Origin of the sequence: Catonella massiliensis (assembly GCF_016651435.1) — a bacterium.
Taxonomy (GTDB): Bacteria; Bacillota; Clostridia; order Lachnospirales; family Lachnospiraceae; genus Catonella; species Catonella massiliensis.
The window spans coordinates 71,903-84,379 of record NZ_JAEPRJ010000001.1 but is presented as its reverse complement, the minus strand read 5'-3'; the positions used below and the strand labels follow the sequence as shown (position 1 = coordinate 84,379).

General features: G+C 38.4%; 14 protein-coding genes. 1 reads left to right on the top strand and 13 read right to left on the bottom strand.

Annotated elements, in window-relative coordinates:
• Nucleotides 1-7: 7 nt before the first annotated feature.
• The 7 genes from JJN12_RS00425 to JJN12_RS00395 all read right to left on the bottom strand — a co-directional run bounded on the left by JJN12_RS00425 (nt 8) and on the right by JJN12_RS00395 (nt 6,656).
• Nucleotides 8-628: a hypothetical protein gene (locus JJN12_RS00425; protein ID WP_208427842.1), complete on the bottom strand. Its 621-nt coding sequence runs from the start codon at nt 626-628 to the stop codon at nt 8-10.
• 304 nt (nt 629-932) lie between these two features.
• Nucleotides 933-2,981 carry an ATP-dependent zinc metalloprotease FtsH gene (gene ftsH, locus JJN12_RS00420; RefSeq protein ID WP_208427841.1) on the bottom strand — a complete coding sequence of 683 codons (2,049 nt, stop codon included), beginning with the start codon at nt 2,979-2,981 and terminating at the stop codon, nt 933-935.
• A 93-nt stretch (nt 2,982-3,074) separates the two neighbouring features.
• A complete protein-coding gene (locus JJN12_RS00415) occupies nt 3,075-3,848 on the bottom strand; it encodes a type III pantothenate kinase (protein ID WP_208427840.1) in 774 nt (257 codons plus the stop codon).
• Nucleotides 3,849-3,921: 73 nt separating this feature from the next.
• Nucleotides 3,922-4,470 carry a DUF4358 domain-containing protein gene (locus JJN12_RS00410; RefSeq protein WP_208427839.1) on the bottom strand — a complete coding sequence of 183 codons (549 nt, stop codon included), beginning with the start codon at nt 4,468-4,470 and terminating at the stop codon, nt 3,922-3,924.
• Between the two features lie 16 nt (nt 4,471-4,486).
• Nucleotides 4,487-5,455 carry a GDSL-type esterase/lipase family protein gene (locus JJN12_RS00405; RefSeq protein WP_208427838.1) on the bottom strand — a complete coding sequence of 323 codons (969 nt, stop codon included), beginning with the start codon at nt 5,453-5,455 and terminating at the stop codon, nt 4,487-4,489.
• A gap of 119 nt (nt 5,456-5,574) precedes the next feature.
• Entirely contained in the window at nt 5,575-6,255 is a 681-nt protein-coding gene (locus JJN12_RS00400) for a hypothetical protein (protein ID WP_208427837.1), read from the bottom strand.
• A 2-nt stretch (nt 6,256-6,257) separates the two neighbouring features.
• Nucleotides 6,258-6,656 carry a response regulator gene (locus JJN12_RS00395; protein WP_208427836.1) on the bottom strand — a complete coding sequence of 133 codons (399 nt, stop codon included), beginning with the start codon at nt 6,654-6,656 and terminating at the stop codon, nt 6,258-6,260.
• Between the two features lie 158 nt (nt 6,657-6,814).
• Between JJN12_RS00395 and JJN12_RS00390 the strand changes: the two genes are divergently transcribed.
• Entirely contained in the window at nt 6,815-8,002 is a 1,188-nt protein-coding gene (locus tag JJN12_RS00390) for a pyridoxal phosphate-dependent aminotransferase (protein ID WP_208427835.1), read from the top strand.
• A gap of 85 nt (nt 8,003-8,087) precedes the next feature.
• On the opposite strand, the gene JJN12_RS00385 is transcribed toward JJN12_RS00390, so the two are convergent.
• The 6 genes from JJN12_RS00385 to JJN12_RS00360 all read right to left on the bottom strand — a co-directional run bounded on the left by JJN12_RS00385 (nt 8,088) and on the right by JJN12_RS00360 (nt 12,167).
• On the bottom strand, nt 8,088-8,723 hold the full coding sequence (locus JJN12_RS00385; protein ID WP_208427834.1) for a hypothetical protein: 636 nt from the start codon (nt 8,721-8,723) through the stop codon (nt 8,088-8,090).
• 44 nt (nt 8,724-8,767) lie between these two features.
• Nucleotides 8,768-9,184, bottom strand: a complete 417-nt coding sequence (locus JJN12_RS00380; RefSeq protein ID WP_208427833.1) for a pyridoxamine 5'-phosphate oxidase family protein — start codon at nt 9,182-9,184, stop codon at nt 8,768-8,770.
• A gap of 204 nt (nt 9,185-9,388) precedes the next feature.
• Nucleotides 9,389-10,708 carry an RNA-binding domain-containing protein gene (locus JJN12_RS00375; protein ID WP_208427832.1) on the bottom strand — a complete coding sequence of 440 codons (1,320 nt, stop codon included), beginning with the start codon at nt 10,706-10,708 and terminating at the stop codon, nt 9,389-9,391.
• 151 nt (nt 10,709-10,859) lie between these two features.
• Entirely contained in the window at nt 10,860-11,504 is a 645-nt protein-coding gene (locus JJN12_RS00370) for a DNA alkylation repair protein (protein ID WP_208427831.1), read from the bottom strand.
• Between the two features lie 46 nt (nt 11,505-11,550).
• Nucleotides 11,551-11,928 carry a type II toxin-antitoxin system death-on-curing family toxin gene (locus JJN12_RS00365; protein ID WP_208427830.1) on the bottom strand — a complete coding sequence of 126 codons (378 nt, stop codon included), beginning with the start codon at nt 11,926-11,928 and terminating at the stop codon, nt 11,551-11,553.
• On the bottom strand, nt 11,925-12,167 hold the full coding sequence (locus JJN12_RS00360) for a type II toxin-antitoxin system Phd/YefM family antitoxin (protein WP_208430268.1): 243 nt from the start codon (nt 12,165-12,167) through the stop codon (nt 11,925-11,927). Before JJN12_RS00360 ends, JJN12_RS00365 begins: the two co-directional genes overlap by 4 nt.
• Between the last annotated feature and the right edge of the window lie 310 nt (nt 12,168-12,477).

The window sequence follows — 12,477 nt, the reverse complement described above, 5'->3', positions numbered from 1 at the left end:
AAATATTTTATTGTCTGTTTATTATTAATTCCTCAGCATAAGGCAGTGTCTTGATCCAGTCACAAAGCACGTGCCATTCATCAAGCTTATGAGCCTTTCTCGCATAGTAAATATTCGAAAGGGTCTCATAGTTTAGGGTACAGGTTCTAAGCTGGTTGTAGCTTGAAGGAAGCATCTGGATAAGGTCATACCAGTAGGTCTTATCCTTTGATTCCACGTATTTCTTTCTTACCTCTTCCATATAGTCCACAAAGGAGAAAAAGTGTTTTCTTGATTCCTCTGTCATATGGTCAGTAGAAAAATCCGCTTCTTCAAATGCCTTAGAGTGAATCTTATGCATGGTACTTGTGGAGTTGGCTACTGTACCCACCTTGTAGGTATCATACTCCTTCCACCAGTAAAGCGGTGCAGTTATGTCAACCGACACAAATATCTGTCTGATAAACTTCCTGTGGTCAGGCCCTGCCTTAGCAAGCTTTGTAGCTAGGCCAAGGTCATTTTCGCCTAAAATGTAGTTATTGTTCTCATCATAATAGCTATCCGTTCTATCCCAGGAATTCATAGGGTTTCTAGCGCCCCTCATCGCATTCTCGAGGTTGAGGACAGAAGTTCTCTCAAGTTTTATCATAATCTTTTCACCTTTAATTTAATATTTTGACACTAAAATCCAGTATCAGTTTACCACATTTTCTGCCCACTTATCAATAGTGAAACTAGATATATCAATAATCAGTTTCAGTGATTCTAAAATACCCTTTAAAACATTCAACAATCGAATATTATACTTTTAACCCTTGTATCAGTTTATAATTTTGCAACAAAAAAACTGTTACATCAGAATGAGTATACACCAATAAGTTATCTGGTCCTACAGACCACCTATCAGGTATTTTTCTTTTGTAACAGTCCTTTTTTGTATTGCTATTTTTGTATTACTTTTCTGTATCACCGGCATTTTCAGTAGTGTTTTCGACTACTTTATCTGTACTTTCATCCTTTACGGGATTCTCCGTGACAGCATTATCTGTTTTTATCTCCTCTGTCACAGCCACATCAGCCTTATTGTCATCAGTTTTGTTATCTTCAGCTTTATCCTCCTTTTCATCCTCAGGCTCAGGAAGTCCCTTTATCTCTCTGTACATCTTGATAAATTCCTTACCTGTGATAGTCTCCTTCTCAATGAGGTACTCTGCTATCTTCTCAAGTGCGTCTCTATTTTCCTTGATGATGTTCACAGCCCTGTCATAGTATTCTTTCATACGCCTTGCGACTTCCTTGTCTATCCTGGCCGCCGTCTCATCTGCACAGTTAAGCACTGCCCTTCCGTCAAGATAACGGTTCTCTATGGATTCAAGACCTACCATACCAAATTTGTCTGACATACCATACTGAGTAATCATAGAGCGAAGAATGGCTGTAGCCCGCTCAATATCATTGCTTGCGCCAGTCGTCACCGAGTTAAACACAACATCTTCAGCAGCTCTTCCTCCAAGGAAGGTAACAATATCTGTCTCCAGCTCCTCCTTACTCTGAAGGAATTTTTCCTCTTTAGGAAGCTGCATAGTATAGCCAAGTGAACCCATTGTTCTAGGCACTATCGTTATCTTCTGTACCGGATCAGCGTTCTTCATAGATGCAGTTATAAGAGCATGTCCTACCTCATGGAAGGCAACTATACGCTTTTCTTCCTTGCCAAGTATCCTATCCTTCTTTTCTTTACCGGCTATAACAACTTCAACAGCTTCAAAAAGGTCAGCCTGCCCAACGCTCTTTCTTCCTGCCTTTACCGCCATAATGGCAGCTTCATTTATCATATTTGCAAGGTCTGAACCAACAGCCCCTGCTGTAGCCATCGCAATTGCATCCAAATCTACCGTGTCATCCATAAGTACATCTTTGCTGTGTACCTTAAGTATAGCAATTCTTCCCTTAAGGTCAGGGCGGTCAACTATAACCCTTCTATCAAATCGTCCCGGGCGAAGAAGAGCCTTATCAAGCACGTCAGGACGGTTTGTCGCAGCAAGTATAACTACTCCCTTTGATTTGGCATCGAATCCGTCCATCTCTGCAAGAAGCTGGTTCAATGTCTGCTCACGCTCGTCATTGCCGCCACCATACTTAGAATCCCTGCTCTTACCTATGGCATCTATCTCGTCTATGAATATGATACAAGGCGCCATACTGTGTGCCTGCTTAAATAAATCTCTTACTCTTGAAGCACCTACACCTACGAACATTTCCACAAAGTCAGAGCCTGAAAGTGAGAAGAAAGGTACATTGGCCTCTCCCGCAACTGCTTTTGCAAGCAGGGTCTTACCGGTTCCCGGAGGTCCTACAAGAAGGGCTCCCTTAGGAAGCTTAGCTCCTATCTCAGCGTATTTTCTAGGATTGTGAAGGAAGTCAACCATTTCTCTAAGCGAGTCCTTGGCCTCGTCCTCACCTGCCACATCCGCAAAGGTTATGCCTGTACGCTTCTCAACATATACCTTGGCATTGCTTTTTCCTACTCCCATCATACCGCCTGCATTCTTTGAGAATGAACGGTAAAGGAGATACATAACTACCCAAATCCCCACAAGAGGAAGGATATAGATAGCAAAGAACTCAAGTATGCCCTGAGAAGCATCCGCTACCGGCGAGCTTACCTTCACATTTGCCTTAAGGAGCCTCTCTGCAAGGTCATTATCACCTATATAACCTGTATAATAAGTTGGCGCATATATATCATTGGCTGAACCCTTAGGCGTGATTTCAATCTTGCCCTGCTTAAGCACAACCGACTCCACCTTGCCGTCATCTATCATCTTAACAAACTCATTGTAGGTTATCTCCTTATTGATTCCCTGTTTTATAAGCTGCATTCCATAGATGAAGGTCAAAAATATAATAATTGTCGCTATAATGGTGATTATCCCGGCTTTTTTATTCATTCCTCCGCCCGAGTTGTTATCACCAGGTTTTTTATTCTTATTCTCGTCCATTCAACTTCCTTTCCCTAACTCATTAACACAATTTCATTGTATACAATTATATCTAAGTCGAGCTTTAATTGCAAGCAATACACAATTATTTCACTAATTCTTACCCCTGTTCTTCTCGTAGATAAGTCCAAGCCCCTTTATAAGCAGTGAATCATCCACTACTATCTTCTTCTTACAATACGGCACGACCAGTTTTGCAAGCCCTCCCGTTGCTATAGTCAGGAGTTCTCTCCCCATCTCTTCTTCTATTCGCTCTATCATACCGTCTATCATAGCTGCATTTCCATATATGGTACCGCTCTTCATGCTGTCTATGGTGTTGCTTCCTATCACCTTCTTTGGTGCTTCAAGGCTGATTCTTATAAGCTGTGAAGTGCCGCTTACAAGGGAATTAAGAGCTGTCACAACTCCCGGCATAATGGCACCGCCCATAAACTGCTTCTTTTCATTTATGTAGCTAAATGTTGTAGCAGTACCCATATCAATAATAATAAAAGGAGGCTTATACTCGTAAATGGCAGCAACTGCGCCTGCTATGAGGTCAGCGCCAAGCTGTGCAGGGTTGTCTATCACTATGTTGATTCCGCTTTTTACCCCGGGACCTACTATGAGGGGAAACTTCCCACATACTTTGTTTACAGCCTCCGCTATGGTATCTGTAAGCTGTGGAACTACAGAAGATATGATACTTCCTTCTACATCAGTGGGAGTTTTCCCATAGAGTTCAAAGAGGTTCTTAAACATAATAGCATATTCAAGACTGGTTTTACCCAGGTTGGTGGCAAGCCTCTCTTCAAATATCAGCTCTTTCCCGCCAAGGCAGCCAAGAACAATGTTGCTGTTTCCCATGTCTACTGCAAATATCATAAGTCTCTCCAATACATAATAATGAGGACAGGAACGCTCCTTCCGGCACGAACCTGCCCCATAGATTTTGGGTTTAGTTTTCTTCTATAATGCTTTTTGCCTTGTCAGGGTCTCCTGATACTGAAAGGTAAACATAGTTTCCTTTGCGGATAACAAGAGCATTCTCAAGGCGTTTAAGCTCCTCAGGCACATAGTTCTTAAAGCTTGTCTTCTGAGCCTCAACTCTTTCCTTAAGCTTTGTCTCGATTTCCTTAGCTGTTTCTTCGTCACCCGCTTCAAATGCAGCTATCTCTTCTGAAGTACCTCCTGAGCTTGATACATATATTTTCATAGCTTTTATCTTATCCTTTGGAAGCCCCGGATAAATGACATCAAGACTTTCTTTTTCTGCCTCAGCAAGCTTATCATCATACTTTATTTCATTTAGAAGTCTGTCAGCTACTTTTGTTACATCAACCGCAGCAGCCTGACTGCTCTTTGCTGAAGCCGCAGCAGAACTTGTAGTAGTGCTGGTCTTCTTTGTATCACCACTTCCTCCACAGCCGTAGAGTACAGTACTCGCTGTAAGAGTAAGTACTGAAAGTGCCGCTAACATTTTGATTTTGCCTGTTGTTTTTTTCATCTTCTTAACCTCATTCTTAATAATTCATATTTACGATATAAGCAAGTATTCTCTTGCAATATTCCCTATTCATATGTATTCCGTCAGGAGTTACATCACCCGGAAGGTATCCTTTGTCGTTGGCTACGGCAGGAGAATTGTCCACATAGGTTTCTCCGTTATCTTCAGCCATCTTTTTGATTACCTTATTAAACTTCTTCACATTCTTCATATTGAATATCTTATCTGACTTAGACTTCTTCTCAGTTACAGGTAAGATACCCTGAACCACAACCTCAGCATTTGGCTGGATTTTCTTAATGGCATCTATAGTCTTTTGATACTCATCAGCAAAGATATTGGTGTATGGCCATCCCAGTTCATTTATACCAAAACAAATGTATACCTTTTTGTACTGCTTATCCTTTAAGGCATCAACCACTGTCACTGCCTTACCTGCTGCATTCTTTACAACCTTTTCCGTACGTGCATTCTTAACATTTAAGCCTCTTCCTGCAAAGAAGTCAGGGCTTGTAAGGCCTGCATTTATCTGAAGCCCCTGTGTCCTTGAGTCGCCGATGAAAACTGTATCCTTGTAGTAAGCTTCCTCTGCTTCCTTAGACGCAGTAACAAGCTTTTTGATGTCATCCTTTTCTTTTTCTTTGGCATCCTTCTTTTTATCGGTCTTAGAGGCTACAGTCTTGGTATCTTCTTTGCTTACATCACCGCTTGAAGCCTCCTCAGTCTCGCTCGAAGCTGTCTTACTATCAGAAGCAGTACTTGAGGAGGAAGTCACATTTGTGGCTGTATTTACCGCAGAACCTGTAGAAGCTACACTTTTTGTATTGCTTCCATTATCACCCATAAAAAGACTTATAAATCCGTACGCTCCCATTATACCTGCGGCCATAATCGTAACAACAACTACGGCAACCAGGCCTCTGTTCTCGTTTCTTCTTTTTCTTCTATATGCATTTCTGTTGTTTCTGTATGAATTACCGCTCATTCCTACCTCATTTCAAATCACATTTTATCTGCAACAGCTAAGCACTTTTATCACTCAGCAAAATGAGTATAAGTTTGTCAATATCAATTGTCAAGCGTATTTCACTTAATTTTTGTTTTTTAAGATTTTTGTAAAATATAATTAACCATTTTTGATATATATTCGTAATCTTCTTTGTCTGCATTGGCTACAATACCTATAATCATTTCTTCTTTGGTGCTAGCGGCCTCGCTTAAAAGCTTACTTTTCTTAAAGCTTATTCCATAGCCGTTTGATGTAAGCCTATCCTTATATGAAGTGTCATCCTTTATCACCTCAGATATCTTGAGGAAGGTCCCATTTGAGGCAAAGTCATCAAATTTGGCCTTGTCTGCTATGATTACATTTATGTCGCCTGCGGCAATCTTTGCTACAAGTTTCTGGGTATTGGCAACTGCATTGCCCATGCCTGACTCATCAAGGTAGTAGCTGTCATCGATAAGAATCTCCTGCTTACCCTCTCTAAGCCCCAGTATATCCGTAAGTTGCTTTTGAAGCTCATTAACCTTATTCTCATCCCAGTAATCGTTTACTACAGCAACAGAAACGACAACATCTGCCTTTGGCGAAAGAACGGTGTACAAAAATGACGCAATAAAGCCGATTACAATTATGCCTATAATTACCTTATTTCTGTAATAGTCATTAAAATAAGCTAGCTTTTCCTTTCTGCTCATTTTCTTCCACTTTTCGCCTTCACTTTCTTCAGGATGGCGCCTGTAGATGTAGGCTTCTTCATCCAAAACACTGTTTTTCTTCATATCTACTCTTCTATAAGCTTGAACTTCTTAAGCATAGCCTCAAGCTTATCCTGGTTAATAGGCTTCCCGGCGTAAGCAGTACAGCCATTTTCAAATGCCTTGGTCACATGTCTCGTCTCGCTAAGGGCAGTAGTCATAACTATCTTAACTCTCTCATCCTCAGCAATACCGCTCTCTTCTTCTATCTTTCTGATAGTTTTAAGCGCCTGATGTCCGTCCATCTCGGGCATCATTATGTCCAAACAAATAAGATCATAAGGCTCACCGCACTCAATGGCCATCTTATACGCTTCAACAGCCTCTTTGCCGTCTACTGTTACATCACATTCCCCATATTTCTCAAAAAATCTAAGCATGAACTTCCTACTCGCAAAATCATCCTCCGCTATAAGTACCTTCATTTTTACCTCCAAGAATAAATATTTGTATGTTAAGAAATAATGTGTACCTTTTGAAATTTTATGTTATCATAATGATAGATTAGTGTCAAATGTGAAAGTGTGGTTTTTTAGTGAAATCCTATGTAAATGTTGTAAAATTTTATGAAAGTGAGGTACTTATGGTTTCAGATAAGATGAAAGGTTTACTCGCAGGAAGCTCTGTTATCAGGGCTATGTTTGAAGATGGCAAAAGACTGGCTAAGGAGTATGGAAGTGAAAATGTATATGACTTCAGCCTTGGCAACCCCTTCTCCTACCCTCCTGAAAAACTAAAGACCGTAATCAAGTCCTTAGTGGATGATCTGAATCCTACCTTTCTTCACGGATATATGAATAATTCAGGATATGAGGCTGTCCGTGAAAAGATAGCCTCCTCACTTAATAAGAGGTTTGGAACGGACTTTTCATTTATGAATATAATAATGACTGTAGGCGCCGCGGGAGGTCTCAACGTGGCTTTTAAGACCTTATTAAACCCTGGCGATGAGGTCATTACCTTTTCGCCCTATTTTAGTGAATACAGGCATTACGCTGATAACTTTGGCGGAAAGCTTGTAGCCCTTAAGCCAAATACAGGAGGTGGCTTTAGGCCCGATGCAGAGGAACTAAAAAAGGCTATCACCACCAATACCAAGGCTGTAATAATAAATTCTCCTAACAATCCTACAGGTGTAGTATATTCTGAGGAGGATATTAGAAACATAGTGAATGTACTTAGAGAAAAGAGCGCAGAAATAGGACATGCTATCTTTCTTATCTCCGATGAGCCTTACAGGGAGCTGGTCTACGGCGGTGTAACTGTGCCTTATCTTACTAAATACTATGAAAACACCATGGTCTGCTACTCTTACAGCAAGTCCCTCTCCCTCCCCGGCGAGCGTATAGGCTACCTCGTCATCCCTACTGAGATTGAAGATTTTTCTGACATGGTCTCTGCCACGAATACTGCCACAAGAATACTCGGCTTTGTAAATGCTCCGTCCCTTATGCAGCTTGCTATAGCAGAGTGTCTGGATGAATGTGCTGATATAAGTGTGTATGAAGAAAACAGGAATAAACTTATGAAGATGTTTGACGAAATCGGCTTTTCCTACATAAAGCCTGAGGGTGCTTTTTATCTTTTTATGAAAACGCCTGAGGATGATAAGGCCTTCGCTGAGCAGGCTAAGAAGGAAAGAATCCTCTTAGTTCCGGGATCTGCCTTTGGCTGCCCGGGATATGCAAGGATAGCTTATTGTGTGGATACTAAGGTGATAGAGAGGTCTTATGAGGGGTTTAGGAGGCTTGCTGAGAGATATAGGGATTAGTTCAACCAACCTAAGTTGTGCTCCCACCTCTTTATATTGCTCATAGGCTTAGCTGCTTTGCAATGCGATAGCTGGTAATTTCTCTCTACTTTCCACAGTCGCCCTCTCCAAAATATCCCTCCACATTTTTGTAGAATATTCTGCATTTTTCTTTTGTAAATGTCTGAATAATACCATCTGTAGCCCATAAAAGAGGGCTTTGATAATTTTTTTCCTCAAATTCAATATCACTGCGATAAAAGGTATTTTGTTCTAATTTTCCCTCATCTTCTACGATCATTCTATATGGGAATGGGTAATGATGGCCAAAACTTCTTTGACAAATTGCGCACTTCCCATTATCTAAGACTCCATATGACACTTTACCTTGATATTCTATTCGTATTGATTTTGATTGTTCAACATCAAATTTCATGATATTAACAAACTTACAGACATAGTATCCTTCAGATCTTTCAAGCGGAATAAATTCAATTCCTTTCATATTGTATTGATGATATATCTCAAAAAAACGCCTGCTTGCTATCGATACTCCATCTAAGCTAGTAAAGAAAAATTTCTTTTTCCGTATTTTAACTATCTTTACTGCCTGCATAATTGCTTCTTTACGATTTAATACCATTTTACAGGTTGGACAGTAGTCTACTTTTATTTTGTCACTTACATCCAAATACAGATTTTTCTCATCACTGTCTCCATATATATAGCAATAGTTTATCATTAACTTTCCCTCCTGGAGTACCTCATTTTGTTTGAGAAAACAAATTATAGCTCTAATGTTTTAATTGTGTTTAAATCCTTTGTAACTATAGCTGTATCAAATCTTACTTCAAATAATATCAAGGATTCCCCTGCATATTCAATAGTATCTTTGTAGGCTGGAATTTTAGCAATAAATCGCTCTGCAACATCAAAAATTGTTTTAGAACTTTTTTTGACCATCCCCTTAGCTTTTACATGTTCATTTCCTGAGTGAGGAATTGTAGTAAATGCCACATAAGGATTTGAATTAATTTCCTTGATTTTATCGTTTCCTTCAAAAGAAGAGAAGTAAAGTATATTTTCAGCTGGCTCAAAATAAAAATTTACTATTCTCACATTAGGAATATTATCTACAGATGTTGCTAAGGCTATTTCTGTTTGTTCTGCCATGATTTTTAAAAATTCTGTTTTTACGTTCATTTAAGAAGTCCTCCTTTTTTGTTATTGTCAATTATAATCATACACTAACTATAACAACCGGTCTTGGCATACCGCCTACCTACATATACCGCTTATTTTTTGATTATGCGCAGTTATCTTATGCTATACCCTTATTACTGAGGCAGATTATGAGCTGATTTCCTCTGACTACCATTAAACCGGATAGTAATGTTCTATTTTATCTTACAAAGTCTCACCCCGATTTTGCATTATAATAATCCACTTACCAGCTTTATTGCCACCCCTACGTTCTATGACATTCTTTTCTTTTAATGATTTAAGCATTTTTCTAATGTATCCATCAGAGTATCCACTTATCGCAACCAATTCTCTTATCGTAATACTGGAATTTTTGCTTATATAATTGATAACACGTTGTTCCGCCTCATTAATACTGATTTCATTATCAACATCTATTCCTATAATACTCTTTTTTTCATAGTTAAAAGGAATAGTGACATTAATATAATTATCCATGATATCAAAAGCCTGTTTTCCATAATTATTGATTATGATAGGTACGCCATGTCCGGTTTGTTCCACATACCCTAATTGCCCAAATATCTTTTGAAGTTTGGAATTCACCGGTTTACTTATCCCTTTGTAAAACTCCTCCTTATTCAAATCTACCGGTAGTCCTCCCGTAGATATTATTTCTATTCTGTCAGAAAAAATATAAACTGCCGGTGGATTCCCTTTGTCCCATTTAGTATGAATACAGGCATTTTGCCAGGCCTCTTTAAAGCTGGGCATGTCAAATAATTTTTCTTCTGTCCGCCTATGATTTCCCATCGTAACCTTAGTTTCATTAATAGATTCCATATAATCCAACACTTTGTCTATTGCTGTAACAAGGGATGTTCCTCCATACTCATTTCTCTTTATAAGATCCATTTTATCTTTTCCCGCAAATGTAACAACTTTTATCGAAATATCATTTTCGTCAGCAAGTAAGAATGCCATCATGTTATATTTTCCGTCTCCATTCTTCAGCCCTGTATTATCTTCAAAGGTTGCCTGTTCAACTGTCAGACCAGCTGTTACATATGCAATTTTAAGTTTATTAAATGTAAGCGCCTGTACCGGTGACGGAATCAACGTCAAAATATCTGATGAGGATTGCCTGTCCATCAACTCTTTCAGTGCAGTTGGGCTTAATTCTCTATCTTCATCTGCAGATCGCATATAGTAACGTCCGTATGCCGAGTATGGTTTTTCTGAACCACGCACTTCGATTTTTATTACGTTTTTGTCATCAACTAATTCATGTTCTATGGTTGGTATAACCTGTGGCTTAATAAAATTTGCTATTGACTGGGATATTTCTCTAAGTGTTCTGTCTCCAATTTGCTGACCAACAACCTCCCCATTGTCCTTAACTCCAAAATACAAAACTCCATAGCCGTTCTTATTGAGCATAGAAGCCAATGAAGTTATTCCTTCTCTGAGTTCACCAGTCGTTTTCTTAAATTCTATTTTTTCTGTCTCTACTCCTATATTCATAGCTTCACATCTCCTAAGCACGTTATTCTCATTGCAAAAGTTTTTCTCATTTGCTATGTTACTCTCTACTACAATTAATTATACTCTATTGTTTTCTTTTTTGCTACTTTATTTGCTACTTTATTTGCTACTTTATTTGCTACTTTGTGATTCATCTTAAAAGGCATAAATGGCGTGGAGATACCATCAGTTTACTTGCCAACTTGTAAACCTGTTTTATCTCTTTACTTTCTAATTTCCAGCTATCAAGCTCAAGTTTAATCAACTCTGGAAATTTCTTACTAATATCCCTTAAAGCATTTCCAACTGATTTCCTAACATATTCGCTTGCATCTTCTTTTAAGTTTGCAATTCTTTCTATAGCTTCATTCGGATTTTCCTTGAAATATGGTCTGCTCGTCCATATTCTTAGTCCTTCTGTAACTGCTCTCCTTGTATTTGGATTATTGTTTTTTAACCATTCATCAATTGTTGGAAGTGCTTTTTCATATCCTATTTTCTTGCAAAATTCATCAAATGCCTTTGCCAATACTTCCTGAACTCTCCAATTGTCATCTTTGGAAACTTCGTCTCTCATATATGCTAAAATATCATCTTGTTCTGATAAATATCCAAAAAGAAATACACCATACATCCTTACTTGATATGTGTCAGACTTATAAGCTAAAAATGCCAACTTCTTGATATATTCATTATCATTAGAATTATAATCGGTTAAGGCTCTTTTCTCTTCTTCTTTGAAGCCATTTTCTATCAAAGAAAATTCTTTTTCTAAACCCACAATATATTCTTCCAAGTACGATTACCTCCTTTTCGTGCATATACTCACAATTACTTCTTATCTAGTTTTGATGTCCTCTAACCCAATCAAGCAGGTCTTCATATTCCTGCTTACCTGCTGCCACATCTAAAATCACCACATATAATTCTTTTTGCGTATACGAAAGCTCAATACCATTTAGAGCAAGAAGCACTAACATAGCATGGGCTCCTATTCTTTTATTTCCATCAACCATGCAATGGTTTTTAATGAGTCCATATCCTAATCTTACCGCCTTCTCCTGAATTGATGGGTACAGCTCTATACCTCCAAAAGACTGAAAAGGAGTCTCTATCGCTGATTCTAGAAGATTATTGTCCCTAACTCCATCACTTCCTCCCGTCTCTTTTATCAGATGAGAGTGTAAGATAAGAATTTGCTCTTTACTTAATCTTATCATTTAGCAAGTACCTCATACGCTTCTTTGTTTTGAGCTATCAGTTTCTTTGAGATACTAAGCACATCATCATCAGATGCGACAATATCCGCATTAGCCTTACTAAAATCGATAACAAGATATCTTGGAACATTATTTTTTAAGATTACAGCCGAACCTTTCTCATCTACCAGTCTTGCTACCTTAGAAAAATTCTGATTTGCTTCAGAAATTGACACCATTGTATTTGTATCTATAGTCATATGAATATCCTGCATAATGATTTCCTAAGAGGTTCATTACGCATTTTCCTTTCTTGTTTGTTTTCAATTAGTATATATAAATTATAGGATATTTTCAACCTATTTTTAAGTTCAAATTATATGGCATTGTCATAAGATTATTCTTCGTGATTCTGAAGCTAATAAATTTACTAAGTCTCAAACATAATGAACTATTATATTTTACAGCTTCCTAATTGCGAAAAAATCAGGTGGAATTCCACCTGATTTTTACTATTCTTCTTTTTCATCATAGCCCTTAGTAGTATGTGATGATTAATTATACCAAATT

Coding starts and splice junctions, on each gene's coding strand:
- JJN12_RS00425 (WP_208427842.1), bottom strand. CDS start 628: ATGATAAAACTTGAGAGAACTTCTGTCCTCAACCTCGAGAATGCGATG.
- JJN12_RS00375 (WP_208427832.1), bottom strand. CDS start 10,708: ATGAATATAGGAGTAGAGACAGAAAAAATAGAATTTAAGAAAACGACT.
- JJN12_RS00385 (WP_208427834.1), bottom strand. CDS start 8,723: ATGATAAACTATTGCTATATATATGGAGACAGTGATGAGAAAAATCTG.
- JJN12_RS00380 (WP_208427833.1), bottom strand. CDS start 9,184: ATGAACGTAAAAACAGAATTTTTAAAAATCATGGCAGAACAAACAGAA.
- JJN12_RS00410 (WP_208427839.1), bottom strand. CDS start 4,470: ATGAAAAAAACAACAGGCAAAATCAAAATGTTAGCGGCACTTTCAGTA.
- ftsH (WP_208427841.1), bottom strand. CDS start 2,981: ATGGACGAGAATAAGAATAAAAAACCTGGTGATAACAACTCGGGCGGA.
- JJN12_RS00365 (WP_208427830.1), bottom strand. CDS start 11,928: ATGATAAGATTAAGTAAAGAGCAAATTCTTATCTTACACTCTCATCTG.
- JJN12_RS00415 (WP_208427840.1), bottom strand. CDS start 3,848: ATGATATTTGCAGTAGACATGGGAAACAGCAACATTGTTCTTGGCTGC.
- JJN12_RS00395 (WP_208427836.1), bottom strand. CDS start 6,656: ATGAAGGTACTTATAGCGGAGGATGATTTTGCGAGTAGGAAGTTCATG.
- JJN12_RS00360 (WP_208430268.1), bottom strand. CDS start 12,167: ATGACTATAGATACAAATACAATGGTGTCAATTTCTGAAGCAAATCAG.
- JJN12_RS00405 (WP_208427838.1), bottom strand. CDS start 5,455: ATGAGCGGTAATTCATACAGAAACAACAGAAATGCATATAGAAGAAAA.
- JJN12_RS00390 (WP_208427835.1), top strand. CDS start 6,815: ATGGTTTCAGATAAGATGAAAGGTTTACTCGCAGGAAGCTCTGTTATC.
- JJN12_RS00400 (WP_208427837.1), bottom strand. CDS start 6,255: ATGAAGAAAAACAGTGTTTTGGATGAAGAAGCCTACATCTACAGGCGC.